The sequence below is a fragment of the Bacteroidota bacterium genome (genome assembly GCA_038746285.1).
GTDB lineage: Bacteria > Bacteroidota > Rhodothermia > Rhodothermales > JANQRZ01 > JANQRZ01.
This window is the reverse complement of the sequence record JBCDKT010000027.1, coordinates 1-25176: the sequence shown is the minus strand read 5'-3', so window position 1 is coordinate 25176 and position 25176 is coordinate 1. Positions and strand designations below refer to the sequence as shown.

The 25176-nt window shown below is 68.0% G+C and carries 22 protein-coding genes, 1 tRNA gene and 1 pseudogene; 13 read left to right on the top strand and 11 right to left on the bottom strand.

Annotation, left to right across the window (positions count from 1 at the left end; genetic code table 11):
- Nucleotides 1-32: 32 nt before the first annotated feature.
- The 5 genes from AAGI91_10200 to AAGI91_10180 all read right to left on the bottom strand — a co-directional run bounded on the left by AAGI91_10200 (nucleotide 33) and on the right by AAGI91_10180 (nucleotide 6259).
- Nucleotides 33-1055 (bottom strand): ferritin-like domain-containing protein, encoded by a 1023-nt coding sequence (locus AAGI91_10200; protein MEM1042988.1) that lies wholly within the window; start codon nucleotides 1053-1055, stop codon nucleotides 33-35.
- Between the two features lie 330 nt (nucleotides 1056-1385).
- Entirely contained in the window at nucleotides 1386-2585 is a 1200-nt protein-coding gene (gene glp / locus AAGI91_10195) for a gephyrin-like molybdotransferase Glp (GenBank protein MEM1042987.1), read from the bottom strand.
- Nucleotides 2586-2626: 41 nt separating this feature from the next.
- Complete coding sequence (locus AAGI91_10190; GenBank protein ID MEM1042986.1) at nucleotides 2627-3052, bottom strand: four helix bundle protein; 426 nt, start codon at nucleotides 3050-3052, stop codon at nucleotides 2627-2629.
- 80 nt (nucleotides 3053-3132) lie between these two features.
- Complete coding sequence (gene recJ / locus AAGI91_10185) at nucleotides 3133-4881, bottom strand: single-stranded-DNA-specific exonuclease RecJ (protein MEM1042985.1); 1749 nt, start codon at nucleotides 4879-4881, stop codon at nucleotides 3133-3135.
- A gap of 181 nt (nucleotides 4882-5062) precedes the next feature.
- The gene (locus tag AAGI91_10180; GenBank protein ID MEM1042984.1) at nucleotides 5063-6259 is read right to left on the bottom strand and encodes a hypothetical protein; all 1197 of its coding nucleotides are present in this window, start codon (nucleotides 6257-6259) and stop codon (nucleotides 5063-5065) included.
- Nucleotides 6260-6411: 152 nt separating this feature from the next.
- Between AAGI91_10180 and AAGI91_10175 the strand changes: the two genes are divergently transcribed.
- From AAGI91_10175 to AAGI91_10160, 4 genes are all read left to right on the top strand, one after another.
- A tRNA-Ile gene (locus tag AAGI91_10175) sits at nucleotides 6412-6487 on the top strand.
- 29 nt (nucleotides 6488-6516) lie between these two features.
- Nucleotides 6517-7929 carry a family 16 glycosylhydrolase gene (locus AAGI91_10170; GenBank protein ID MEM1042983.1) on the top strand — a complete coding sequence of 471 codons (1413 nt, stop codon included), beginning with the start codon at nucleotides 6517-6519 and terminating at the stop codon, nucleotides 7927-7929.
- A gap of 169 nt (nucleotides 7930-8098) precedes the next feature.
- The gene (locus AAGI91_10165) at nucleotides 8099-8335 is read left to right on the top strand and encodes a DUF433 domain-containing protein (protein MEM1042982.1); all 237 of its coding nucleotides are present in this window, start codon (nucleotides 8099-8101) and stop codon (nucleotides 8333-8335) included.
- Nucleotides 8332-8706 (top strand): DUF5615 family PIN-like protein, encoded by a 375-nt coding sequence (locus tag AAGI91_10160; GenBank protein ID MEM1042981.1) that lies wholly within the window; start codon nucleotides 8332-8334, stop codon nucleotides 8704-8706. Before AAGI91_10165 ends, AAGI91_10160 begins: the two co-directional genes overlap by 4 nt.
- A gap of 20 nt (nucleotides 8707-8726) precedes the next feature.
- Here the strand turns inward: AAGI91_10160 and AAGI91_10155 are convergent, their stop codons facing one another.
- Entirely contained in the window at nucleotides 8727-11210 is a 2484-nt protein-coding gene (locus tag AAGI91_10155; GenBank protein ID MEM1042980.1) for a DNA internalization-related competence protein ComEC/Rec2, read from the bottom strand.
- Between the two features lie 228 nt (nucleotides 11211-11438).
- Here AAGI91_10155 and nusB point away from each other — a divergent pair, with 228 nt between their 5' ends.
- Together nusB and AAGI91_10145 are read left to right on the top strand one after the other, a co-directional pair.
- The gene (gene nusB / locus AAGI91_10150) at nucleotides 11439-11906 is read left to right on the top strand and encodes a transcription antitermination factor NusB (protein MEM1042979.1); all 468 of its coding nucleotides are present in this window, start codon (nucleotides 11439-11441) and stop codon (nucleotides 11904-11906) included.
- Nucleotides 11907-11947: 41 nt separating this feature from the next.
- Nucleotides 11948-12613, top strand: coding sequence for a metallophosphoesterase family protein (locus tag AAGI91_10145; protein MEM1042978.1), 666 nt, complete (start codon nucleotides 11948-11950; stop codon nucleotides 12611-12613).
- Here AAGI91_10145 and AAGI91_10140 read toward each other — a convergent pair.
- Entirely contained in the window at nucleotides 12610-13155 is a 546-nt protein-coding gene (locus AAGI91_10140) for a hypothetical protein (protein ID MEM1042977.1), read from the bottom strand. The two genes, AAGI91_10145 and AAGI91_10140, sit on opposite strands and share 4 nt — an antisense overlap.
- Before the next feature lie 209 nt (nucleotides 13156-13364).
- Here AAGI91_10140 and ychF point away from each other — a divergent pair, with 209 nt between their 5' ends.
- Nucleotides 13365-14462, top strand: coding sequence for a redox-regulated ATPase YchF (gene ychF, locus AAGI91_10135; GenBank protein MEM1042976.1), 1098 nt, complete (start codon nucleotides 13365-13367; stop codon nucleotides 14460-14462).
- A gap of 137 nt (nucleotides 14463-14599) precedes the next feature.
- Nucleotides 14600-15205, top strand: a complete 606-nt coding sequence (locus AAGI91_10130; GenBank protein MEM1042975.1) for a YceI family protein — start codon at nucleotides 14600-14602, stop codon at nucleotides 15203-15205.
- A gap of 62 nt (nucleotides 15206-15267) precedes the next feature.
- On the opposite strand, the gene AAGI91_10125 is transcribed toward AAGI91_10130, so the two are convergent.
- Nucleotides 15268-16257 carry an integron integrase gene (locus AAGI91_10125; GenBank protein MEM1042974.1) on the bottom strand — a complete coding sequence of 330 codons (990 nt, stop codon included), beginning with the start codon at nucleotides 16255-16257 and terminating at the stop codon, nucleotides 15268-15270.
- Nucleotides 16258-16464: 207 nt separating this feature from the next.
- Between AAGI91_10125 and AAGI91_10120 the strand changes: the two genes are divergently transcribed.
- From AAGI91_10120 to AAGI91_10100, 5 genes and pseudogenes are all read left to right on the top strand, one after another.
- Nucleotides 16465-16941 (top strand): hypothetical protein, encoded by a 477-nt coding sequence (locus tag AAGI91_10120; GenBank protein ID MEM1042973.1) that lies wholly within the window; start codon nucleotides 16465-16467, stop codon nucleotides 16939-16941.
- A 200-nt stretch (nucleotides 16942-17141) separates the two neighbouring features.
- Nucleotides 17142-18629: a Fic family protein gene (locus tag AAGI91_10115; protein ID MEM1042972.1), complete on the top strand. Its 1488-nt coding sequence runs from the start codon at nucleotides 17142-17144 to the stop codon at nucleotides 18627-18629.
- A gap of 304 nt (nucleotides 18630-18933) precedes the next feature.
- Entirely contained in the window at nucleotides 18934-20115 is a 1182-nt protein-coding gene (locus AAGI91_10110) for a heparan-alpha-glucosaminide N-acetyltransferase domain-containing protein (GenBank protein ID MEM1042971.1), read from the top strand.
- A gap of 249 nt (nucleotides 20116-20364) precedes the next feature.
- Nucleotides 20365-20601: pseudogene (locus tag AAGI91_10105) on the top strand (transposase).
- Nucleotides 20602-20636: 35 nt separating this feature from the next.
- Nucleotides 20637-21365: a methyltransferase domain-containing protein gene (locus tag AAGI91_10100; GenBank protein MEM1042970.1), complete on the top strand. Its 729-nt coding sequence runs from the start codon at nucleotides 20637-20639 to the stop codon at nucleotides 21363-21365.
- 343 nt (nucleotides 21366-21708) lie between these two features.
- On the opposite strand, the gene AAGI91_10095 is transcribed toward AAGI91_10100, so the two are convergent.
- The 3 genes from AAGI91_10095 to AAGI91_10085 all read right to left on the bottom strand — a co-directional run.
- Entirely contained in the window at nucleotides 21709-23148 is a 1440-nt protein-coding gene (locus AAGI91_10095; GenBank protein MEM1042969.1) for a TolC family protein, read from the bottom strand.
- Between the two features lie 28 nt (nucleotides 23149-23176).
- Entirely contained in the window at nucleotides 23177-24307 is a 1131-nt protein-coding gene (locus tag AAGI91_10090) for an HlyD family efflux transporter periplasmic adaptor subunit (GenBank protein MEM1042968.1), read from the bottom strand.
- Nucleotides 24308-24499: 192 nt separating this feature from the next.
- Nucleotides 24500-25176, bottom strand: a 677-nt coding sequence (locus tag AAGI91_10085) for an ATP-binding cassette domain-containing protein (protein MEM1042967.1), incomplete at its 5' end; no start/stop codon positions are given.

Sequence of the window (25176 nt, the reverse complement as noted above, 5' to 3'; positions counted from 1 at the left end):
AGAGAGCGCAGGGAGGGGAGGTGGGAGGCCGGCTAGGCGTTGATGGCTTGGAGCCCGGTCACGACGCCGCCTTCGTCCGGGTAGACGAGGTACGGTGCGGCCGCCGCGAGGACGTCGATGGGGGCGAGCGCCTGGTCGAGACCGCTGGCATCGATGACATCGTCGGCGGCGAGCGGAATGCTGCCATCGTCGCTGAGCAACTGCGCGACCACCGACGCGTGACGCGCCTCGACCGAGACGATCTTGCCGGCGAGCGTGAGGAACGCCGCGCCGCCCGGTGTGTCGCTGAAGGAGCGGCCTGCTCCGTTGTACGCTCCCACGCCGAGATCCTCAAAGACCTGCGCGGTGGCGAGTACACTCTCCCGGCTGCTGAAGTCGACCTGCGCCGTGCCGAGCTCTGGGCGGTCGAAGTTTGGGACGAGCATGGGGATGAGGTCGCGGTTGGCCGGAGTCCCCCCGATCCCGCTGATGGCGGCGAAGAAGAGGTCGCGGTGGATGCCCTCGTGCGCCGCGAGGTCCAGCATGATGGCCTGCTCCTCGGCGCTGAAGATGGTCGCGAAATCGGGGGCGGCCACGACGGTTTCGTAGAACGCGGCCTCGAGCTGCTCGAGCGCGTAGGCGTAGTTGAGCGGTCCGAAGTCGTCGGCGAAGTCGAAGACGATGTTTCCGCCTGGGCTCAGCGAGAGGTCGGCGGTGCCGGCGCTGCCGTCGGCGATCACCACGTTCTCGGCTTCTCCTTCGGCGAAGTTGTCCCCGTTGGCACGCACCGTGTAGGTGCCCGTCGGCAGGTTCTCGATGGCGTAGTTCCCGTTCGCGTCGGTCGTCGCCGTGCGCGAGGTCTCATCGACCGTGACCACCACGTCGGCGAGCGGGACGCCGTCTTCGGTCGTGACGGTGCCCATGAGCCCGGCGAAGGTGCCGGGGTCGATGGGGTCGGGCGTGTCCGCAGAGTCGCAGCCGGCGGCTACGAGGACGGCCCCGCCGATGCCGGCCATCTTGAGGAAGGAGCGCCGGTCGCTTCGGAGCTCATCGTGCGAGAAGGTGGGTTCAGACATAGGTCCGGATTGCTGATGGATGGGAGTGGTGTGGTCACGGGCACCGGAGCGTTCGGTGCCGACCTGGCATCTGCGGAGGGTAGCCCCTCGGAATCGACAGCCCGACAAAGGTACCACTGAAGGTAAGAAACAAGAGGGACAATGTGCCGAAGGGCCCCCAGCACCTCGATTCGACCTAAGCTCGCTGCGGGCGGCTCCCCTGGCAAGGCTAAAATGTGTCCACTTTATGTTCAGCCAGACCGCTCGAACCAGGAAGACTTCCCATCCACTGTTCGAGAGGGTCTGGCACCTCGCCTCTGGCGCAGGCGGGCCACCTGACGCGCAGGAAATTTACCACCGCAACCACTCGACTTCGACCAGCGTGCCCGCGGCTGGATGCTCCATGTTCTCGGGCAGGTGGATCAGGCAGTCAGCGCGGAGCACGGACGAGTAGAGGTTCGACGCTTGCGCGCCGGTAGGCCGCACCCGGAGCGATCCGTCGCCGCGCGTCTCGGTGGTGCCCCGGACGACGTGGTGCAGCCCGGCGCCCTTCACGATGTCCTCTGCAAGGACGGCGGGGAGGCGCGGGCGATGCACGGCGCGCCGGCCGAGGAGCGCGGCGAGCGCCGGCCGGACGTACTGCTCGAAGCACACCGCCGAGGACACCGGGTTGCCGGGCAGCCCGAAGACGAGCGTGCCGCCCCGCGTGCCGAAAGCGAGCGGCTTGCCCGGCCGCTGCCGGACCTTCCAGAAGCGCCACGCCACCCCGAGCCCGTCCAGCACCTCTCTGACGACGTCGCGGTCCCCCATCGAGACGCCGCCGGAGACGACGAGCACATCGGCGTCGAGCGCGGTTTCCAGCACGGCCCGTGCGTCGGCCTCGTCGTCGCGGGCATGAAAGGGTCCGCGCACGGTGCCTCCGGCATGCGCGACCTGAGCGGCGAGGGCCGGGCCGTTTGCGTCGCGGATCTGACCCGGCTTCGGCTCGACTCCGGCCTCCACGAGTTCGTCGCCCGTCGCCACGACCGCCACGCGCGGCGGGACGCGGAGGGCGAGCGTCGGGTATCCGAGCGTCGCCGCCATCCCGACGACCGGCGGCGTGACGACGGTGCCGGCTGGCACCATCTCGTCGCCGGGCTGCACGTCTTGTCCGGCAGGGCGTATGTACTGTCCCGGCGTCGGTGCCCGGCAGGCGTGGACATGTCTGCCATTGACCTCCGTCCACTCGACCGGGGCGACGGCGTCGGCACCGTCAGGGATGGGCGCACCGGTCATGATGCGGACGCAGGTGCCCGGCCGCACAGCCTCGCTCGGCACGCTCCCGGCCGCCACGTCGCCGGTGATGTCCAGCGTGGCCGTGCCGCCGGCGAAGTCTCCGGTGCGGACCGCGAACCCGTCCATCGCCGAGTTGTCGAACGGCGGAATGGCGTCGCGGCTGACGACCGGCTCGGCCAGAGTACGCCCGAGGGCCTCGGCGAGCGGGACGCGCTCGGTGCCGAGGGGCTGCGAGACGGCTCCGGTCACGATGCGCTTCGCCTCTTCGACGGGAATGAAAGTGAGGATGGGAGGCTGGAGGGGTGGGAGAAGAAGGCTTATTGGCCGGGGTCGCAGATGTAGTACGGCCTCTCGGGTTCGCGGGTGAGAGCAGAGGGACCGCACCAGGGGTCGGGTTGTTGCATCATCTTTACGAGGCTACCGATGACAACCTCGCAGGCATCATCTAGCTCGTAGAACGCATCCCGCTCGATATATCCACACCGCACCGCGATCTCGATCCACGCCTGCGTCTCCCTGGCCTCCGCGTCAGCATCCGTCAACTTGCTGACGAAATGCCGTGGATACCGCCGCTTTCCCCACGCCTCGGCCACGTTCGCGCAGACGGCCCGTGACGATCTCCGCGCCTGATCAGTCAGGGCGTAGCGCTCTTCCTTCGGCCACCCTTTCGACAGCTCGAAGAGTTGCATGGCTACGTCCATCCCTCGCCGATAGACTCTGAGTTCTCTGAAATGTGTGACCATCGCGTCTCCTCTCATCGCTGAATTGAGCATGTTCGCCCACACTACAGCGCCCATACCCCCACATTCCCATCCTCCCTACCTCAGCGCTCCACGCGCACGTCCTTCGCCTTGAGCTGCAGCTCGGTGTGGCCGTTCCAGGTGTTTTCCTCGACGCTGAACGCGAGCTCCAGCGGCGCACCTGTGCGTGCGCTCTCCTTCACCGCGTCCAGTCGGTCGGCGAGGCCGAAGCCGATGACGGAGTAGGCCGCGCCGCCGTTCTGCCGCTGGGCGACGCGGAGCTTGAGGTGGGTCTTGTCCTTGCCCACCGCCTTCGCCTCGCCGACCGGGCGGAGGTCGCGGCCCCAGAACACCGGGCGCTGGTTCTCCGGCCCGAACGGGCCGAACTGCCGGAGGACCTGCCAGAAGCGCCCGCCAACGCCGCCGGTGATCTGGCAGAGGTCGAGCGGGGCGTCGAGCTGGATCTCGGGCTCGCGCTGCTCCGGCGTGATGCGCGCGCCGACGGCCTCGCTGAGCGCCTCGCGGAAGGCGGGGAGGTTCTCCACGTCGAGCGAGACGCCGGCGGCCGCGTGGTGGCCGCCGAAGCCGATCAGGAGGTCGCTGCACGCGGCGAGGGCGTCGTAGATCGAGACGCCATCGATGGAGCGGGCCGAGCCGCGGGCGACGCCGCTGTCGCCGGTGAGCATGAGCGTCGGGCGGTGGAAGCGCTCGACGATGCGGCTGGCAACGATCCCGATGACGCCGCTGTGCCAGTGCGGCTGGTGGAGCACGAGCGCGAACGGGTCGTGGGCCTCGACGTGCGCCTCGGCCTCGGCAAGGGCCTCGGCGAGGGTGTGGCGGTCGAGTTCCTGGCGCTGCCGGTTGAGGAGGTCGAGGTCGCCGGCGAGGCGGCGGGCGAGGGCCGGGTCGTCGGCCATGAGGAGGTCCACGGCGCGGCCCGCGTCGCCGAGGCGGCCGGCTGCGTTGATGCGCGGCCCCATGGAGAAGACGATCCGCGAGGTCGAGCAGTCGGCGAGGTCCACGCCCGTCGCCTCGGCGAGCGCGCGCAGGCCGAGCCTCGGCTCCGCCGCGAGGCGCGCCAGCCCGGCGTGCATCAGCAGCCGGTTCTCGCCAACGATGGGCACGATGTCGGCCGCGATCGAGACGGCGAGGAGGTCGAGGTACGCGTGGGCGCGCTCGGGCTCCAGGTTCAGCCGGCCGAGCGTCGCCTGGATCAGCTTGTAGCCGACGCCGCAGCCGGAGAGGCCGGTGAAGGGGTAGGGGCAGTCCGGCCGCTTCGGGTCGAGGACGGCGACGGCGTCCGGGACGGTGTCGAGCGCCGTGTGGTGGTCGCAGATAATGAGGTCGAGGCCGAGCACGTCTTTGGCGTAGGCCGCCTCGTCGTGGGCCGTGATGCCGCAGTCGATGGCGACGACGAGCGAGGCCCCGCGCTCGACGGCCTCGTCGAGCCCGGCCGTGCACAGCCCGTAGCCGTGCTCGAACCGGTTCGGGACGAAGTACGTCGCCTCGACGCTGAGGCCGCGTAGGAAGAGCGTCATCATCGCCGCCGAGGTGGTGCCGTCGACGTCGTAGTCGCCGTAGACCATCACACGCTCCTTGCGCGCCACGGCCTCGGCGAGCCGGTCGGCGGCGGCGTCCATGTCGCGCATCAGAAACGGGTCGTGGACGGCGTCCAGCGAGGGCCGGAAGAAGTCCTTCGCCGCGCCGAGCGAGTCCACCCCGCGCAGGACGAGCGAACGGGCGAGCGCGTCCGGCAGGTCGTTGAGCTGGCGGGCGATGGTCCCGACCGAGGCTTCGTTGTCAATCGGACGCAGGGTCCAGCGGTAGGTCACGGGAGCGCAGGCTGGTTTCCTCACACAGACAAAGCAGGCGCGGGAATATAACCTGCGAGCGGGGAGGGTGCGCCTGCGGCGCGGGATGGGAGTGAGGGGGAGGAAAGGGCGGAACGTGCGTTCGCACAGGGCGCGATGGCCTCGGTAATTTTCTAGGCTTTTCTTTCCACTCCTCCTACGCTCAGAGCAGCTCCACGAGGTAGGCCACGCCGGGCTGCGCGTCCGAGGCCTGGCCGATGATCGCGGTGCGCCCGGCCTGGTCGAGCGCCGCGCCGAAGGCCCACCGGCCGAGGTCCATCACCTGCTGCTGCACCCACCCCGCCTCGGGCGTGTAGGCAAAGCTGTAGACCACGCGGTCCACGTTGTAGCCCAGCCCGATCTGCTCGCCGTACCCGACGACAAGCGCCCGGTCGCCGTCGAGCGAGACGGCCTCGCCGAAGGAGCAGTCCTCGCAGGACGTGCTGGGGACGAGCGTCGAGACGCGCCGCCACGCACCGTCGTTGGTGCGGTGGTAGAACAGGGTCCTGCCGGAGCGGTCTGGCCCGGCGGCGCTGTGGCCGACGAGGAGCCGGTCGCCGTCGAGGTCGGCGCGGACGGTGAAGCCCCGGACGCTGCCGATGCGCGCTGTCTCGCGCCAAGCCCCCCGCCCGGAGGCCGTGCCGTCGCGCTCGAAGATGTAGACCGAGCCCGTGCCTTCGTTGTCGTAGGGCGAGGCCGTCACGAGCGCCCGGTCGCCGTCGAGGCGGGCGTGGCTGCCGAAGATGCCGGCCCGCGTGCCCGCGCTCCCGACGAGCCGCGCCGTCTGCTGCCACGCGCCCGAGGCGTTGCGCTCGAAAACGTAAGCTGCGCCACCGTAGGCTCGCTGCGCCGGATCGCCAGCCGTCGTGACGAGCGCCCGGTCGCCTTCCAGATCGATGGCGGCGGCGAAGACGCCCTCGTTGTGGCCCGGCTCGGCGGTGAGAGTCGCTGCCTGCTGCCACGCGCCCGAGGCGTCGCGCTCGAAGAGGTACGCCCGGTTCGGACGGCCGGGGTCGACGAACTCGCCGCCGGCGGCGACGAGCGCCCGGTCGCCGCTGAGGGCGACGGCCCGGCCGAAGAGATCGCCCGAGGCGCAGTCCGCGGGCTCCAGCCGGGCCGCTTCGGCGAGGGCACCGGCGGCGTCGCGCTCGAAGACGTAGGCCGCGCCCGCGTTCGCCCCGCACCGCGCCTCGCCCGTCGCGCCGATGACGGCCCGGCCGCGCTCGGCGTCGAGGGCGACCGCCGCGCCGAAGTGGTTGCCGACGGTCGTGTCGGCGTGGGCGATCGTGCGGATCTGCCCGTAGCCGCTGGACGCGGCGAGCGTGAGGACGGAGAGGAAAAGCGCGCGTCGGAGGTGCATCGAGCCAGGGGTCGTGTGGAGCCTACGCCGGAGCCGGTGGCGGTGAGGTAACGCCAGCGCCGTGCCGGGTCGTATGGTCTACGGCCTCGGTCGCCGATTAGTGCCCCGCCGACGGCTGCCGTGTCGGAGCAGATCGTATTTTGCCGCCGTGCGGGCCTGTAGCATAATGGTTAATGCATCCGACTCATAATCGGCAGACTCTGGGTTCAAATCCCAGCAGGCCCACCAGTCTTTTGCTCGCCCGTTCCCCGGATCCGATGAACCTCGCCTACCTCCTCTTTCTGCCGGGCCTCTCGCTGCTCGCCCTGAGCCTGCTCGCGGGCTGCGCCCAGAACGAACCGGGAGCCGCGCGGGGCGACGACGCGGCAGCGGGCACAGCCTCCGAACTGCGCTACGCCGACGTCGTCGCGTGGGCGGTCAACGCCGGAGGCGAGGCGTACGTCGGGGTCGACGGCGTGGCGTACCGGGCCGACGAGGGCATTACCGGCGGCACCGTCGCACAGATGGACACGGTCCTCGGCAGCCAGGACAGCCCGCTCTACCGCACCTACCGGTCCGGCGACGTTGCGATCCAGACGCCGCTGCCCGACGGCCGGTACGACCTCACCTTCCACTTCGCCGAACCCTTCGACGAGCCGGTCGGGAGCCGCGTGTTCACCGTGTTCGCCGAGGGCCGTCCGGTGATTCCCGACCTCGACGTGCGCGGGGCGCGCGACGAGAAGCACGTCTCGGCTCTTACCCGGACCGTCCCCAACGTGGAGGTCACCGGCGGGCGGCTCGACGTGACCTTCGAGGCCTCGGCCGGGGAGCCGGTGCTGAGCGCCCTCGTGGTCCGCCGGAAGGTCGAGGACGCGCGTACCTGGACCCTCGTCTGGGAAGACACCTTCGACGGTGAGGGGGCACCCGACTCGTCGAAGTGGTCCCACAACGTCTGGCCCGCCCGGAAGGTCAACGACGAGGACCAGGCCTACACCGACCGGCTGAAGAACGTCCGCGTGGAAGACGGCCGCCTCGTCATCGAGGCCCACAAGGAGACCTACGGCAACGCCGAGTACACCTCGGGCCGCGTCCACACCGCAGGCAAGGGCGACATCCTCTACGGCCGCGTCGAGGTCAGCGCCAGGGTGCCGGCCGGGCAGGGCACCTGGGCCGCTGCCTGGATGCTCCCGAGCGACCCATACCGCTACGCGACGACCTGCGCCGAGCCGGACGAGTGGCAGGGCAGCGCCACCTGCGACGCCTGGCCCAACTCCGGCGAGATCGACATCCTGGAGCATGTGGGCTACGACATGAACAACGTCCACGGCACGGTCCACAACAAGGCCTACTACTGGATCAACTGGGAGCAGCGCAAAGGCAGCATCGAGACCGGCGACGCCGAGGCAGACTTCCACGTCTACGCGGTCGAGTGGACCCCCGAGCGGATCGACCTGTTCTTCGACGGGACGCGCTACTTCACCTACGTCAACCAGGGGACGGGCTGGCGCGCGTGGCCCTACGACCACCCCTACAACCTGATCCTGAACCTCGCCATCGGCGGGGCGTGGGGCCGGGCGGGCGGCCCGATCGACGACCGCATCTTCCCCGTGCGGATGGAGGTGGACTACGTGCGCGTCTACGCCTCTCCCGACATCGCCGAGGAGACTCTAGCCGACGCCTCAGGCGGCTGAGCGGCGGCTGCCCGTCACCGCCAAGCGACGCGCTCGACGCGCTGCCCGTCGGAGCGGACCGTATTTTGCCGACGCATGTGGCTGTGACAGGGTGGTCACTGCGGCCAACTCGCAGACTCCAGGGTCAACCTCCAGCGGGTCTACGATCACTCCCTGCTTTTTCTTTCCCATGAACGCCTTCGACCGCATCACCTTCGACCCCGCCGTGCTCGGCGGACGGGCCTGCATTCGCGGCCTGCGCGTGAGCGTGTCGCTTCTCGTCAACCTCGTGGCGAACGGTATGACAGTGGACGAGATCGAGGAAGCCTATCCTTACGTCGAGCCGGAAGACGTTCGGCAGGCGCTCCGGTACGCCGCGTGGCTGACCGAGGAGAACGTGCAGCCGCTCGGCCCGCTGTCGGCGTGAGGTTCCTGGCCGACATGGGCATCTCCCCGGCGACCACTTCGCTTCTGAGCGAGTTGGGTCACGATGCTACCCATTTGCAGCATCAGGGGCTGGACCGGATGGCTGATCCTGACATCCTGTGGAAAGCGCGAGCGGAGGAGCGCATTCTACTCGCCCACGACCTCGATTTTAGCGACCTGATGGCTGCCAGCGGCGCACAACTGCCGAGCGTCGTCATCTTCCGTCTGCGGGACATGCGGCCTGCGAACGTGAACCGCTACCTGCAGGAGGTTCTGAGCACGTACCGCGACGTTCTGCGAGCGGGTGCTATCCTCAGCGTGACCGAAGGCCGTGTCCGATGGCGCACGCTGCCCATCGGCCCGGACACGTAGGCCATTCTCCAGCGCTTGTCTCACCGCCACGCCACGCGCTCGACGCGCTGCCCGTCGGAGCGGAGCCAGACCGCGCCCTCGGCCCAGGTCTGGAGGACCGTCGCCCCGACGGCCTGCCAGCGCTCCAGCACCTCGGGGTTCGGCAGCCGGTGGACGTTGCGCTCCGCCACCGACACGACGGCCAGCGGCGGGTCGTCTCCGACCACGCGCCCGACGAGGGCCGGCGTGCTGCTCGTCCGGCTCCCGTGGTGGCCGACTTTGACCACGTCGCTCCGCAAGAGGTCGCCGTAGTGGGCCACGAGCGAGGACTCCGCCTCGTGCTCGACGTCGCCGGTGAGCAGGAGGGCCGTCTCGCCGTAGGTCACCTTCAGCACGACCGAGCCGTTGTTGGCCCCGGCCCCCGGCTGCGGCGCGAGGTCCGGGGCGAGGACTTGCAGATGCACCGCCGGGTCGAGTGCGAGCGAGTCGCCCCCGACGACCGCGCGGCTGCGCACCCCGAGCGAATCCATCAGCCAGAACGTCTCGGCGTAGAGGCGCGAGGCGTACGGCTGCCCGTTGTGGACCACCTGCCCGACCTCGACCGACCGCAGGAGCGCCGGCAGCCCGCCGAGGTGGTCCGCGTGCGGGTGCGTCACCACGACCGCGTCGAGCCGGTCGACGCCGTAGCGGCGGAGGTGCGGGAGGAGCGTCCGTTCGCCCTGGTCGGTGTAGGGGTCGCGCACGCCGGCGTCGACGAGGACGTGCCGCCCGTTGGGCAGGCTCAGGAGAGCGGCGTCGCCCTGGCCGACATCGAAGAACACGACCTCCAGGTCGGGCCGGGCGGCGCCGGTCCAGACCGGCTGCCACGCTCCGACAGCGGCGCACAGCCCGGCGGCTGCGACGAGCCGCCAGCGGACGCGAGGGCGCGGCCAGAAGGCGAGCGCGAACAGGCCGAGCGTGATCGCACCCAGAGTCCACCCGCTCTGGACGTAACCGCCAACGTCGGACCAGGGCAGCCACTCGGCCCCGGTGCGGCTGATCCAGAGCAGGGCGTGCGCGGCGGCTTCGGCCGAGGCCCCGGCGAGGTCGGCCAGCGGCGCGGCCCAGCCCGCGAAGGCGACCGCGAAGAGGCCGCCCGCGAGCGTGACCGTCGTGGCGGGGATCGCGGCGAGGTTGAGCACGAGGCCGGCAAGGGGGACGCGCCCGAAATGGAACAGGAGGACCGGCATCGTCCCGAGCGTGGCCGCGAGCGAGACGAGCGTCATCCCCGTCACCCACCGCCTGGCGCGCCCGGCGGTCCACCATGCCGGCACGCCGCGCTCGAAGACCGGGACGAGCGCCACAATCGCCCCGACAGCCGCGAACGAAAGCTGGAAGCCGACATCGAACAGGAACGTCGGGCGGGCGAGGAGCAGAACGAGCGCCGCCACGCCGAGGGCGTTGAGCGTGTTCGGCGGGCGCTCCGTCGCCGCGCCGACGATCAGGAGCGCCGCCATCACGAGCGCCCGCACGGCCGAGGGCGGGGCACCCGTAGCGACGACGTACAGCCCGAGCACCGCGAGCGTCACCGCCGCCCGCACGACCTCGACGGTCCGCCACCGCCACCCGAGGCGGTGGAGCACCGGCTTGAGGAGGCCGTGGAGCGACAGGCCGACGAGGAGGACGTGCAGCCCCGAGATCGCGAGCAGGTGCATCAGCCCGGTCGCGGCGAAGGCGGCGCGCGTGGCGCGGTCGATCCGGCTGCGGTCGGCGAGGAGGAGCGCCGAGAGGACAGCGCGCGGCTCCTCCGCCCGGACGTGCGCTTGGAGCGCGGCGCGGGCGTGGGCGCGGACACTGTTCGCCACGCGGTCGCGCACGCCCGCCTCCGTCCCGATGACGGTGAGCGCCGTGCTGTCGTAGCCCGTGATTGTTGCGTGGATACCGCGCCGAGCGAGGTAGGTCCCGTAGTCGAAGTCGGCCGGGTTGCGGCGCGGCGCGAGCGGCCGGAGCGTCCCGGCGACCCGCACCCGGTCCCCGGCCTGCAAACCGGAGAAGTCGATGCGCGGCGCGTAGGCGTCGCGGGGCTGCCAGAGCGCGACCTGCACCCGGCCCCGGACCGGCACGAAGGCCTCGGCCGGAGCCGCCGAGTCGGCCGCGAGCGTGAACCGGACCCCGCGCTCGGTCTCGACCGGGTGGTCGGCGACGCGGCCTGCCAGTTCGACCGGGAACGTGGCGCGCGCCGCGAGGTGGGCGAGGTGGTCGGCCGGGAGGTCCTGCCACGCGCTCAGCCACGCCCCCCCGAGGGCCGTGAGAGCAACGCCCAGCCCGAGCGTCGCCGCGAGCGCGCCGAGCGAGACGAGCCGCCGCCGCGCCCACCCGACGGCCGCGACGGTCACGAGCGCTGCTCCTACTGCAATCCCTGCCCAAGTCCAGAGCCCGACGCCCGGCGCGAGGTCCGCAGCGGCGATCCCGGCGGCGAAGCACACCGCTATCCCGAGCGCGGGGCGCGAGCGCCAGCGGATGGGATGGCTCGGCGGTGAGGGCATGGGGACGGAGGACGGTGGGACGGAGGACGGTGGGACGGAGGACGGGTGGCGCGAGCGACTCGGGTAATTTTGGCGGTCTTGCTTTCGACACCCGACACGTTAGACACGGGGCTCGGCGAGGCATAACCACCGTGTGGAGCTTGCGCGAATCCGATCTGCCGTCGGCACTGCCCGGGGGACCGGTCGTAGCATGAACCCGCTACTCCCCGCCCGTTCTTTCCCGTCCCCATGAGCAGCCGCCGCGACGTCCGAGCCCGTGTCATGCAAGCCCTCTACGCCCGCGAACTGAGCGGCGACGAGGTCGAGCACATCGTCCACCACCTCCTGGCCCCGAAGTTCGAGGGGTCGGCCCTGCGCTTCGCCGAGCGCCTCTTCCTCGCCACGCTCGACCGCGCGGAGGAGGCCAACGCGCTCATCGAGGCGCACGCGCGGAACTGGGAGCTGGGCCGCATCGCGCTCGTGGACCGGCTCATGCTGCAGATCGCGATCACCGAGATGCTCCACTTCGAGGACATCCCGCCGAAGGTCTCGATCAACGAAGCTATCGAGGTCGCCAAGCGCTTCAGCACGCCGCAGAGCGGGACCTTCCTCAACGGCATCCTCGACGCCGTGCTGCGCACCCTCCGGGCCGAGGGGCGCCTCCGCAAGACCGGGCGCGGCCTGCTCGAAGCTTCGCTGCCGACCGTGCGCTCCTAACCCTTCGCTGCCTGCAGCCCGGCTTCTCCCGACCCCCTCGCATGCGCCTCTTCGCCATCGGTGACGTCCACGGCTGCGCCCGCTCGCTCGACGCCCTCCTGGCGAAGCTCGCGCTGACGCCCGAGGACCGCGTGGTCTTCGTCGGCGACTACACCGACCGGGGGCCGGACTCGAAAGGCGTCATCGACCGGCTCGTCGAGATGGAGGCCGCGAGCGAGGACCGGACCGGGCCGCGCTGCGTCTTCATCCGCGGCAACCACGACCAGATGATGCTCGACTACATCGAGCGCGGCGAGATGGAGCTGTGGCGCGTCAACGGCGGGATCGAGACCCTGGAGAGCTACGCCGCCGAGGGGCGGATCCCCGAGGCGCACCACGCCTTCCTGCGCCGCACCCGGCTCTACCTCGACACGCCGGACTTCTGCTTCGTCCATGCCGGGCTGAAGCCGTACTACCCCGTCGCCTACAACCTCCAGTACGAGACCGCCGAGACGTTCCTCTGGACGCGCGAGCACCTCTCGATGCCGCAGCGCGAGTGGGAGAAGCCCGTCGTCTGCGGCCACACGCCGCAGCCCGAGCCCGTCGACCAGCCCGACCTCCTCTGCATCGACACCGGCTGCGTCTACCACACGCACCTGGAGTACGGCACGCTCACCGCCGTCCAACTCCCCGAGCGCACCTTCGTCTCGGTCGAGTACTCAGGCTAAAGGCCGAGGAGGAGACCGAACCGGAGGTGCGCGCGCTGCGTCCCGGCCTCGGCGTAGACCACCCGCCGGCCGAGCCGCGCCGAGCCGCGCACGAACGGCTCCGCGAAGAGGTTGAACGAGCGGGCCTTGTTTCGGGCCGACTCCCCCTCCGAGAAGAAAAAGCTCGGCCCGAGGCGCAGCCCGAGGTCGAGGTCGAACGGGCCCGTGCGGAGGTCGGCCAGCACGGTGAGCGCCCGGAGCACGCGGAGGCTCCCCCCGATGCCGAGCCCGACGAGGAACCCGTCGCGCCCGTCGTTGGCCTCGGAGTTGAAGCGGTACTCGGTGTAGAGCGCCCCCTCGCGCGTGAGGACCGTAAACGCAGGCGTCCCGAACCCGACCTGCACGCCGACGCCCGGCACGCCCGCCGCCCCGACCTGCACGAACGGCAGCGTCGGCGTGGCGAACTGCGCCTGCGCCGGAAGCCACAGCGCGAGGAGGAGGGCGGTGAGGACGGAGACGCGAGCGAGCACGGAGTGGTGGAGGAGTTGGAGGGGTGGGCGCACGGGCGCGGTCTAGGTTCGGTCGCAGGCCTGCTCTCGCACATCCATCCACCCTCACTCCCACACCCAGACGGCGTCTGAGGAATGCTTGAAGATAGTCCGCGCCGGGACACGGACGAGCGCCGTGCCGTAGACTCCCGCCAACGACGAGTGGCGAGCGACGATTGTCGAACGATCACTCGCCATTCGCCTCTCGTAACTCGACCCTCGACATGGCTCTTCGCGTCGGCATCGTCGGCCTCCCCAACGTGGGCAAGTCCACCCTGTTCAACGCGCTCAGCGAGGCGGGCGCGGAGGCCGCGAACTACCCCTTCTGCACGATCGAGCCGAACGTCGGCGTGGTCGGCGTGCCGGACCCGCGGCTCGACCGGCTCTCGGACCTCGCGCAGTCGGCCCAGACCGTCCCGGCGACGATCGAGTTCGTCGACATCGCGGGCCTCGTCGCGGGCGCGTCGAAGGGCGAAGGGCTTGGCAACCAGTTCCTGGCCCACATCCGCGAAGTCGACGCCGTCGCGCACGTCGTCCGCTGCTTCGAGGACGAGAACGTGGTCCACGTCGAGGGCTCGGTCGACCCCGCGCGCGACATCGAGGTGATCGAGACCGAGCTTCTGCTCAAAGACCTCGACACGGCCGAGCGGCGCGCCGAGCGGGCGCAGAAGGGATCGAAGACAGGCGACAAGGCGGCCAAGACCGAGCTTGCGTTCTACGAGCGCCTCCAGGCCCACATCGGCGACGGCCACCCGGCTCGCACCTTCCCGGTGGCGAGCGGCGAGGAGGCGCGGCTCCTGCGCGACGTCTTCCTGCTCACGGCCAAGCCGGTGCTCTACGTCGCCAACGTCAGCGAGGGCGACCTCGCCAGCGGCAACGCCTACGCCGAGCAGGTCCGCGAGATCGCTGCGCGCGAGGGGGCCGGCGTCGTGCTCGTCTCGGCCGAGTTCGAGGCCCAGCTCGCCGAGCTGGACGCCGACGACCGGGCCGAGTTTCTCGCCGAGGCCGGGCAGGCGGAGCCGGGCCTGCACCGGCTGATCCGCGAGGCCTACGACCTCCTCGGCCTCGCCACCTACTTCACCGCCGGGCCGAAGGAGGCGCGGGCGTGGACGATCACCAAGGGCACGAAGGCCCCGCAGGCCGCCGGCGTCATCCACACCGACTTCGAGCGCGGCTTCATCCGCGCCGAGACCATCAAGTTCGCCGACTACGACCGGCTCGGGAGCGAGGCCGCCGCGCGCGAAGCCGGGGCGATGCGCAGCGAGGGCAAGGAGTACGTCGTCGCCGACGGCGACGTGCTGCTGTTCCGGTTCAACGTCTGAGCCGGCCCGGGAGCTAAAGCGAGTGTGCGTGACGCTTTTGTTATTTACTTGTTGGAACAAGCAAAGCCGCTGGCGTACTATGGGGCGTCACGCGCCGGGCACCTCCGGCGTCCCTACGTCACAAGACCCCTCCTGTCATGTCCGTTCGCCCGCTCCGCCTCCTCGCCGTGCTGGTCCTGTTCGCCGGGACCCTGACGGCCTTCACCTACATCCAGTCCGCGCCCTACGACGTCGACAAGACCCACAGCCAGGTCCAGTTCAAGGTCAAGCACCTCGGCATCACGACCGTCACCGGCACCTTCCACGACTTCGACGTGGACCTCAACCTCGACCCGGCCGACGTCGCCTCGCTCCAGACGAGCGCAACCGTCCAGATCGCGTCCGTCGACACCGGCAACGAGCGCCGCGACGGGCACCTCCGCTCGGAGGACTTCTTCCACGCCGACGCCCACCCGACGATGGCGTTCGAGAGCACCGGCGTCCAGAACGTCGACGGCAACGAGTTCGAGCTGCTCGGCAACCTCACGATTCGGGGGGTCACGCTGCCCGTCGCGTTCGAGGCTGAGATGGCCGGCCCGGTGACGGGTCCGCAGGGCAAGCCCCGTGTCGCGTTCACCGCCTCGACCGAGATCAACCGGAAGGACTACGGCCTCGAGTGGGGTCCCGTCGTGGAGGGCGTCAACGTAGTCAGCGACAACGTGGACATCATCCTCGAGGTGCAGGCGGTGCCAGCCGACGCGTAGACGCGGCCTGGTTCCCACCACCGACGGGGGCGGCTCCACGCGCTGGGGCCGCCCCTGCTTTTTCAACCGGGCAGTCGGTCGAGCGGGCTGAGCACGCCGAGGCCAGGGCGGTTCAGAACGTGTGTGTAGATTTGCGTCGTCTGCACCTTTTTGTGGCCGAGCAGTTCCTGCACCGTGCGGATGTCGTAGCCGTTTTCGAGGAGGTGGGTGGCGAAGGAGTGGCGAAAGACGTGGGGCGTGACCGGCTTTGCGAGGCCCGCCTGCTGTGCGGCGCGGCGAACGGCTCGCTGCACGGTCGATGGCGAGAGGTGATGCCGGTGGATTCGGCCCGTCCGGGGGTCCGCCGAACGCCGGGCAGAGGGGAAGACGAACTGCCACCCGATCTCGCGCGCCGCACTCGGGTATTTGCGGGCGAGGGCATGCGGAAGCTTAGCCTCACCGAACCCCTCGGCGAGGTCGTCCTCGTGACGGGCACGAGCGAACGCCACTTGCCGCTGAAGCGTGCTGCCGAGCGTCGCCGGGAGCAGTGTGACTCGGTCCCGGTTGCCTTTTCCCTCGCGGACGGTAATCGTATGCCGCTCGAAGTCTAGGTCTTTGACGCGGAGGCGGAGGCATCCGCTGAGCCGAAGCCCGGCCCCGTAGAGCAAGCTGGCGACAAGGTGGCTTGTCCCGCTGAGCCGGCCCAGCACGGCCTCGACCTCGGACGGGGTTAGGACGACGGGCAGGCGGCGAGGTTTGCGCGCCCGGACGAGATCGTTCATCTGTCCGAGCGGCTGGTCGAGCACAGCGTCGTAGAGGAAGAGGAGCGCAGAGAGGGCCTGGGTTTGCGTGCTCGCCGCCACGTCGCGCTCGTTGGCGAGGTGGTTGAGGAACGCTGCGACGTGGGCCGAGCCCAACTCGCTTGGGTGTCGGGGGCGCCCCGTCTCGTCGCGATGGAAGCGAACGTAGCGCTTGATCCAGCCGACGTACGACTCTTCGGTGCGGTAGCTGAGGTGGCGCACCCGGATGGCTTGGCGGACACGGCCGAGGAGGCGGGGCGCGGTAGTCGGCATAGATGGCGGAAGGATGGAAGAGAGGGGAGGTCTGTTCCTTTAGACCGCGCTGCCGCCTTTTCGTAACCCCTCGTACTTTTATGCAGCGCGGTGCCGCATAAGGAGCGGGATTGTGCGCTTCGTGCGGCGTGCGCGCTCCGAATCCCCTGTCGGCGCGTATTATGCAGCCTCACGCTCCTGAAGTACTGGTTATATGGCCTTCCCACGATGGAGAACGACTACGTTGAGTGGGCCTCGGTAGCCGCCGCCGTTTTCGCTGGAATCGGCCTGCTGCTTACGGCAATCCAAATTGCCCGCGCCTCGCGTCAGCAACGGGTCGAGCGCGTGAGCGAGTTCGCCAAGGACATATTCGACGACCCAGAACTCAGAGGCATCTACTATCAACTCGAATACGGGCAGTTCGAGTACGGTGACAGCTTCCACGGTTCCGAGGAAGAGCAGCACTTAGACAAGTTGCTCGGCCGCTTCGACTCACTCGCGCGCCAAGTCGAGATGGGAGTGCTCAAACTCAAAGACCTCGATATCATAGCCTACGAGTACATCGTAGCGTATCAGGACTTGGGGGTCGCATCGTACTTCGAGTTCTTAGATGGGTGGTTCAGGACTCGTGGCCTGAAACGCGAGCCGTACAAGGCATTCAGAGACATTGGGGCAAAAGTTGAACGTCGTATGTACCAATCCTAGCCACGGCCATATAACCCGCGGCTGCAGGCCGACCCAGGGCTCCAGCGTCCTCGGCTCGTTCCGGCGTCGGCGCTACTTTCGCTTCGTCCAACCGTCGCGGTCGCTGCCCTGTGCGGCTGAGCGGCCGTCTGTTATGCCGCGCCCCAGACCATTGAGACGTAAACTGACTCCGGATCCCTGTTAAACCATTCTCAAAGTCGATGGATACTACTTCCCCGTACGTGTGGCGACCTATTACCGATCTCCCTGTTGACAGGGCAGACCTGGAAGATGATGGCCTGCGGCAGCTTGCCCCGCTTTGGGAAGAACAACGTGAAGGACTCGCTGCATCGGAATCAGTTCAGGAGTTCAACAAAAGGCTCTTGCGGCGACAGGCTATTGAGACCGGACTCATAGAGCGCCTGTACACTTTCGACCACGGAATCACTCAGCTTCTTGTTGAGCAAGGTCTTGATGCCAGCTTGATTCCTCATGATGCGAGCAATCAGGGAGCTCAACACGTCGTCGAACTGATCCGCGATCAGCATAGCGCTGTTGAGGGACTGTTCACGTTCGTCAAGCAGGATCGCCAGCTTTCAACTTCGTACATCAAGGAGCTTCACCAAACACTGACCTTCAATCAGTCATCAACTGAAGCCGTCACGCCAGATGGAAACATCATTGAGGTTCCCCTTCTGAAAGGCGAGTACAAGAAGCATCCCAACAACCCCCGCCGTGTAGACGGAACAGTTCACGAGTATGCACCACCGGATCATGTCGCATCAGAGATGGACCGGCTCGTTGAGCTACACCGAGCCCACGAAGCTCAGGGAGTAGCACCCGAAGTCTCTTCTGCTTGGCTCCATCATCGTTTTACTCAGATTCATCCATTCCAAGATGGAAACGGCAGAGTTGCGCGGGCGCTGGCTTCGCTCGTGTTTCTTCGTGAGGGATGGTTCCCGCTCCTCATCACCAACGACCAACGTGCAGTCTACATCCGGACGTTGGAGGCGGCAGACCGAGGTGATCTTGAGCCTCTCGTTTCACTATTTGCGAAGGCCCAGCGTCAAGCATTCCAGAGTGCTATTAGTACCGCCAAAGAGGTTCGAGACCAGGAACGACATGTTGGCGCTCGAATTAATGCACTCAAGAACAAATTCATCCAGCAGTCCAAAACGCTGAGCGAGGAGTACGATAAAGCTAAATCGTACGCTCAAGATCTGCACACTCAAGCCTATAATAGACTCAAGGCTCTCGCCCGGGATCTAGGCGAGGAGTTAGGCCCTCATGCGCCTCCAGGCGAAACCTTTCGCTTCTTCGCTGACGAAGACAACGAAGATGTTATTCGTCAGAGTTGGCACCGATACCCGGTTATCGAGTCAGCCAAATCGATAGGCTATTTTGCTGACCTTCGGTCATTCTCGAAATGGGTGCGCCTCGTGATCGACGCCACAAACAGGTCTGAGATCCTTGTATCCTTTCATGCTGTGGGGCGCGAGTTTCCGGGAGTGGTCAATGTCTCGGCTACTTTCTACACACGAGCAGAGTCTGGCGATGGGACGACGACCATTACCTCGGTTGAGCCTCTAACCGACGACGCCTTCCAGATTCTCTACACTAGTGACCTCACAAACCTCCAGCGGCGCTTCGAGACTTGGTTGGACGGTATCATTACGAACGGGCTCGCAGCGTATGACCGAGGCTTGTAGACTCTCTGGACATACATCTAACGCAAGCGCGGCATAACCCACGGCTGCACGCCGACGAAGGGCTCTACCGTCCTCACGCTGTCTGGCCTCTGGCGTACCCTGCGCTCCGAACCACCGCCAGCGGTCGCTACCCTTCGCGGGTGAGCCGCAATCTGTTAGCACGCTCTGACTAAAAAAGTGCATCATGCTAAATTCCACCCCAGTTCATTTACTGAAAGCGCATGTTCAAAAGTGGAATCGGTGACGATCACAAAATCCAGAAACGCGCCCCGACGTGAAAGGTCCTATGAATACTACAGCAACTGTGGCAGTTGAGATCGCGGAATCGCAGGGCCGTGCGCCAGCCATGCGGCGCGTACGCATCACATCTATCGACGTCATGCGGGGTCTCGTCATCGTCCTGATGATGGTCGACCACGTTCGTGAGCGTTTCTTTTATCACATCCAGATCGGCGACCCGGTCAACCTGGAGATCGTCAACACGAGTCTGTTCTTCACGCGCCTATCAGCGCATCTCTGTGCGCCGGTCTTCGTGTTCCTCGCCGGGTTGGGCGCGTGGCTGTACGCGAACCCTAGGTCCGGCGTGACACGTTCGCCCAGCTATTTCCTGTTCACACGCGGAGTATTCCTGCTGGTGCTTGAGGTGGTCCTAATTAACCAGTCGTGGTTCTGGGGCTTCCCGCCGGAGACGATCTACCTCCAGGTCATCTGGGCCATCGGGATCAGCATGATCGCCCTGTCGCTGTTGGTCCGCCTGCCGCATTGGGGGATCGCGACCCTAGGCCTCGTCATCGTCTTCGGCCACAACGCGCTCGACCCGATCACCGTCGCCCCGGGGGACCTCGGCTATTCGCTGTGGACCATTCTGCACGACCGGGGCTCTCTGCTTTCGAGTGACCTGATCTCCATCTGGGCTTCCTACCCGGTGCTGCCGTGGATCGGGGTGATCCTGTGCGGCTACGCGCTCGGGCCCCTCTACGGCTCGACGGTCACGTCTGCCGACCGCAAGAAGCGCCTCGTACAGATCGGCGGCGCCTGTCTGGCCATCCTGGCGCTGCTCCGTGGCCTCAACGTCTACGCGGAGCCCCAGCCGTGGACTGCTGGCGCCACGCCCCTCGACACGCTGATGTCGATGCTCAACTACACCAAGTACCCGCCCTCGCTCGCCTTTCTCCTGCTGGCGCTCGGCGTCGCCCTCCTGCTGATGGCGTGGCTCGACACGACGGACAACCCCGCGACGCGGATCCTCCAGACGTTCGGCCAGGCACCGATGTTTATCTACGCGTTGCACCTCTACGTGCTGCTGATCTGCTACAAGATCGTTCTCGTGACCATCGGCCCAAACGCGGGTGACCTATATCACATCGACTACGTTTGGCAGATCTGGTTGCTGAGCGCGCTTCTCGCATTTGCGCTGTATTTCCCGACTCGTGCGTTCGGTCGGTACAAGCGCAGGACCGACAAGACTTGGGTCCGTTACTTCTGAGTATGCAACGCGGGACCGGTGGCGTATTCGCGATTCGTTATGCTGCTGAAGAAAGAGCCAAGGAACAGATTCGTCAAAATGAACGCCCCAATAACTACGTTCAACAAATAGCCAGGAGAAATGACCAAACTGCTCGCAAAGGCTATCGGCGAGCCTAAAAAGCTCCTCCAGATACTCAAGATTGATTGTCGTCGTCGCATCCGTCGTGCTGCGCGTGCTAACCAGCGGTGCAAGTGACGAAACGCGTTCCGAGGCCAACGGTCCGTGTGGGGCGGTCGGGCAACGGTCCGCGCGGCGCTCTACATGGGGGCGCTGGCGGCGGTGCGTTCGAACCCTCCGATCCGGGCGTTCTACGAGCGGCTCGTCGAGCGGGGGAAGCCGAAGAAGGTCGCCTTGGTGGCATGCATGCGGAAGCTGCTGGTCACCTGCAACGCGGTCGTGCGTGACGAGCGGGGGTGGCAGAACGACTTCGCTGCCGTAGCTTGACTTCCAACACAGCTGCTGCTACGCCTCCAGGAACCATGAGCCCAGACGCTTTCACCACTGCTTACACTCTCGACTACGTCACCCATCACCTCCCTCCGCAGGGGCAACGCCTCCTCGAAGTCGGGTGCGGGCAAGGCCAACTCGCCCGCGCCCTGCTCGACTTAGGGTATGACGTCGTCGCCGTCGATGAAGACCACGACGCCGTTGCATCGGCTCGGCAACGCGGGGTGACCGCCCACCACGCCCAGTGGCCCGACCTCAACGTGTCCGGCTTCGACGCCATCCTCTTCACGAGGTCGCTCCACCATATTCACGCCTTGCGCCACGCTCTTGATCGAGCCCGGTCCGCGCTGAATCCCGGGGGATCAGTCATGGTCGAGGACTTCCGATACAGTGACCTGGACGGGCGGACGATCGCCTGGTTTGCCGGAACGACGCGTCTGCTGCTGGCAACGGGCGTACTAGATCGGAGAGACGAGTGGCTCACGAGCCTGTCACAGGCCGGAGATCCGGTTCCGGTCTGGCGGGCCAATCATGGTCACGACCTCCACACGGCCGACGAGATCGACGGTGTACTCGGGGAGGTTTTCGAGGAGGTGGAGCGGGTAGGGTGTGCCTACTTTTTCCGCTACATCAGTCGAGCGGTCAGTACTGCGGCTCAGAGGGCGAAGGTAGGGGAGGCCTTCGCTGCGTTAGAAGAGTCGCTCGCGCACTCGAATCAGATCCAGCCGTTAGGTCAGCGTTTCCTGGCCCGTTCAGGCTAGGTCGTGTGGCCAATTGCAGGGTCAGGTTCGCACGCGGTGTGGGTGGTGGTGTAACTAGGCGCTGCAGGCGACAAAAAGCGAGGTGGTAGTGTTCGGCGTTTTTGATCCGCTGCTCATACCAGTTCTTCAGGATAGTGTCTCACCTAGGCGAGGTCGTCCCCGCGCAGGCGGGGACCCATACAACCCCCTACGCGATCAGAGCTAGTATCAGGCTGTGGGTCTTTGGTAGTACCGGTTCGCTAAGATTGTAGCCCGCGCGCAGCGGCGAGGATGGTGAGGCTGCGCGGACACAGGCAGCGCGCACGGAAGCGTTCTCGGACGGGAGCGTCATCGAGCGAGAGTATCAGCGGCCGGAAGCGCTCAGGCCATCGCCGATGGTCCCGGTGGCCCACCGGAAGGTAGCGTCCGCCTGCAGCGCGTCGACCTGGGCCGCGACGCGCTCCTCGCGGGCCTCGGCGAACGCCTGCTCGCGCTGGTTGACCAGAAAGAGCGTGCTCTCGCCGAGCTCGAAGCGCCGCTGCTCAGCCTCCTGCAGGCGCTGGGCTAGCTCGACGCGGCGCTCGGCGGCCGACACGCGGCGCAACGACTGGCGCAGCGCGACGAGCACCGCGTCCACGTCGGCGCGGATGGCGCGCCGGGCGAGGTCCTGCTCGAAGCGCAGCGCCTGAATCTCGATCTCGGCCCGCGCCGCCTCGCTGCGCCCGGCACGGAAGAGGAGCGGCTGGTCGATGCGGAAGCCGAGCTTCACGTCGGTCACGCCGAGCGGGTTGTCGTCGTAGGACACGACCTGCGCCTCCAGCTTGAGGTCGGGGCGCAGCTGCTCGCGGGCGAGGCGCTGCTCCACCTCCGCCTGCCGCTGCGCCAGCGCCACCTCCCGCAGTTCCGGGCGCTGTGCCAGTGCCGTCGCCACGGCCTGCGCCGAGTCCGGCTCGGCGCGGAGCGTCGGGAGGGTGGGTGCGCTGTAGCGGGACGTCCCGGGCGTGCCGTCCTCGTTCCACAGGAAGACGGCGAGCTTGACGCTCGCCTGCTCGGCCTTGCGGCGCGCCTCGGCCACTTTCCCCTCGCGGCTGGCCACGGCGAGCTCGGCCTCCACGCTGTCCACGGCAGCCGTCTCCCCGGCGCGGGCCTGCCGCACGACGAAGTCGCGACGCTCGGTGGCCAGCACCAGCAACTCTCGGTTGACCTGCAAGACCTCCTGCGCCTCGGCCCACGCCCAGAAGACCTGGGCCGCGTCCAGCAGCAGGCGGTTCTGCCCGCGCGCCTCGAACGCCTCGGCCAGGCGCGGTCCGAGACGAGCCGCTTCGAGCGCGGCTCGCCGCTTGTTGGTGCCGAACCCCTGCAGCGGCGAGAACGAGAGGCCGAAGCGCGTCTCGCCGGCGGGCGACGTGCTCACCGACGGATCGATGCTCGACCCCAGCCCGCGCCGGTAGTCGACCAGCAGGCTCGGGCTCATCGGCAGGTCCAACGGGAGCGCGACGCCGCTGCGCAGGACGTTCAGCTTGTCGTCGGCGTCCTCGGTCTTGTACTCGTAGCCCGAGGTGAGGGTAGGGTCGAAGCCGCCGCGCGCGTCGAGCAGGTCGGCGAGGGCCCGGTCCGTTTCCAGACGCAGCGACCGTGCTGCCGGGTTGGCCCGCAGCACCTGGCCGAGGAACGCCTCGAGCGTGAGCACCGGGCAGGTGCGACCGGGCTCGCAGCGCGCGGCGGGCGTCTCGTCCTGAGCCAGCCCCGACGGCGTACCGAACAGGCAGAGCGCGAGGCACACCGCGCAGAGGCGTCGGATCATCGGGGGCGGTAGGAGGACATGCAAGAGTCTAGGTCCGGACGGGAATCTCCGGCGGCAGGCCGTTCATGCGGCGCCAGATCTCGTAGCCGAGCGAGACGTCGGACAGCATCACCCAGCCCGTGACCGAGGAGCCCTGGCGGAGGTAGCTCCGGCTCGGCCACGGCGGATGCGCGCCCGTCGTGTCAGGGACCACGAGGAGACGGTAGCGGCCCAGGCCGTCGTCTACCGGGTCGACCACGCGCACCGTACCCGTGAAGATGCCGATCGAGACGCCGGGGAAGCCCGCGTACTGCAGCGCCGGGAAGCCCGCGAACTGCAACTGCACGCGGCTCCCGGGCTCGACGATGGCGGCGTCCATGCCGCTCACGAACAACTCGGCGGCCTGGTCGTCTGTCTCGGGTACGACGAGCGCGAGCTGGTCGCCCTCGGAGACCGTCTGGCCGGGGCCAGCCTCACTCACACGAGCAATGATGCCGTCGATAGGCGCTCGGACAACGGCGGCCGACCGCCGCTCCTGGGCGTTGTCGAGCCGCAGGTCGAGCTCGGCGCGGCGGGCGTCGAGCGCATTCGTCTTGCCGTCCACGTCGAGGCGGGCCGACTGCACCTCCTGCCGGGCGGCTTCCTGCTCGGCGGCGGCGGCGATGGAGTCGGCACGCGTTTTCTGGAGGGTGAGCTGCTCGCTTTCGAACGCGCGCAGTGAGGTGAGCCCGTCGGCGTAGAGCGCTTCGGCGCGCCGGAAACGCTCGCGGGCGGTGGCCGTCTCCAGCGAGGCGTTCTCCAAGCGCGCGCGCGCAGCGCGCAGCTGCTGCTCGGCCTGGGACTGCGTCTGGCGCGCGCGCTCCGTCTCCAGCTGGAGCACGCGCAGCTCGCTGGTCCGCGACGCGGCGATGCGCTCCACGAAGCGGCTGTCCATAAACGACGTGCTGATGTCTGCAAGCACCGCGATGGTGTCCCCGGTCGCGACGGCGTCGCCCTCGTCCACGTACCACCGTTGGATGCGCGCGGAGATCTGCGCCTCGACCGGCTGCGGGCGGGCGTCCGGCGAGAACGCCGTCACCGCCCCCGATCCCGACACGGTCTGCTGCCACGGCGTCACCGTCAGGGCGACGGCCAGCAGCGCCAGGGTCACGAACGACCCGAGCATGACCCGGAGTGCCATCTTGGGCGTCTCCGCAGCCTGCAACGCGCTCGAGTGCAGGCCGTAGGGCGACTCGTGCGAGGAGGTGGACCCCGCTAGCCGCTCCGCCGGAGGGCGGGCCTCACGCCAGCTCCAGAGCGGGCGGCTAGCGTCCTCAGACGAGGGGGACGTGGGAGGTGTAGACATGGGGGCGCGGCGTGCAGGGCGGTGCGGTCAGGCTGGAGCAGGCTGGCTGGTGCGCAGGGACGCGACGAGCTGCGGGAAGTGCTCGCAGAGGAACGCGTCGGGCTCGCGCGCGAGCGCGCGCGGCTCCCCGGACCAAACCACCGAGCCGCGGTCGAGCACGATCACATGGTCGGCGCGCTCGACCGTCTCGGGGTCGTCGTCGGTGACGGTGATCAGCGTCCAGGCGTCGTGGGCATAGAGGCGGTCCATCAGCTTTAGCCTAACCGGCTCCTCGATGCCGTTGAACGCCTCGTCGAGGATGAGCACGCGCGGCTCCCCGATGATGGCACGGGCGATCATGATGCGGCGCACGAAGCCCTGGGCGAACTCTAGCCCCGCCGAGGTGACCGCCGCGTTGAGGCCGTCGCGCAGCCCCAGGACATCGTCCTCCAGATCAGCCATGTAGAGGGCCTGTTGCATCTCGGGATAGGTGAAGGGGCGGCCCATCGTGATGTTGTCCTCCAGCGTGCCCTTGAACAGCTCGTCAGCGGAAAGCGCCATGCCGATGTCCTGGCGGTAGGCCTTCAGGTCGAGGCGGCGGATGTCGTGGCCGTCGAACGTGATGTGGCCGCCCTCAGGCGTGTGGAGGCGGACGAGCGTGCGCGAGAGCGTCGATTTCCCGGCCCCGCCGACGCCCACCACACTGACGTGCGTGCCGGCCTCCG

Coding starts and splice junctions, on each gene's coding strand:
- nusB (MEM1042979.1), top strand. CDS start 11,439: ATGAGCAGCCGCCGCGACGTCCGAGCCCGTGTCATGCAAGCCCTCTAC.
- AAGI91_10115 (MEM1042972.1), top strand. CDS start 17,142: ATGGATACTACTTCCCCGTACGTGTGGCGACCTATTACCGATCTCCCT.
- AAGI91_10145 (MEM1042978.1), top strand. CDS start 11,948: ATGCGCCTCTTCGCCATCGGTGACGTCCACGGCTGCGCCCGCTCGCTC.
- AAGI91_10180 (MEM1042984.1), bottom strand. CDS start 6,259: ATGCACCTCCGACGCGCGCTTTTCCTCTCCGTCCTCACGCTCGCCGCG.
- AAGI91_10090 (MEM1042968.1), bottom strand. CDS start 24,307: ATGGCACTCCGGGTCATGCTCGGGTCGTTCGTGACCCTGGCGCTGCTG.
- AAGI91_10200 (MEM1042988.1), bottom strand. CDS start 1,055: ATGTCTGAACCCACCTTCTCGCACGATGAGCTCCGAAGCGACCGGCGC.
- ychF (MEM1042976.1), top strand. CDS start 13,365: ATGGCTCTTCGCGTCGGCATCGTCGGCCTCCCCAACGTGGGCAAGTCC.
- AAGI91_10155 (MEM1042980.1), bottom strand. CDS start 11,210: ATGCCCTCACCGCCGAGCCATCCCATCCGCTGGCGCTCGCGCCCCGCG.
- AAGI91_10165 (MEM1042982.1), top strand. CDS start 8,099: ATGAACGCCTTCGACCGCATCACCTTCGACCCCGCCGTGCTCGGCGGA.
- AAGI91_10095 (MEM1042969.1), bottom strand. CDS start 23,148: ATGATCCGACGCCTCTGCGCGGTGTGCCTCGCGCTCTGCCTGTTCGGT.
- AAGI91_10190 (MEM1042986.1), bottom strand. CDS start 3,052: ATGGTCACACATTTCAGAGAACTCAGAGTCTATCGGCGAGGGATGGAC.
- AAGI91_10100 (MEM1042970.1), top strand. CDS start 20,637: ATGAGCCCAGACGCTTTCACCACTGCTTACACTCTCGACTACGTCACC.
- AAGI91_10120 (MEM1042973.1), top strand. CDS start 16,465: ATGGAGAACGACTACGTTGAGTGGGCCTCGGTAGCCGCCGCCGTTTTC.
- AAGI91_10125 (MEM1042974.1), bottom strand. CDS start 16,257: ATGCCGACTACCGCGCCCCGCCTCCTCGGCCGTGTCCGCCAAGCCATC.
- AAGI91_10130 (MEM1042975.1), top strand. CDS start 14,600: ATGTCCGTTCGCCCGCTCCGCCTCCTCGCCGTGCTGGTCCTGTTCGCC.
- AAGI91_10170 (MEM1042983.1), top strand. CDS start 6,517: ATGAACCTCGCCTACCTCCTCTTTCTGCCGGGCCTCTCGCTGCTCGCC.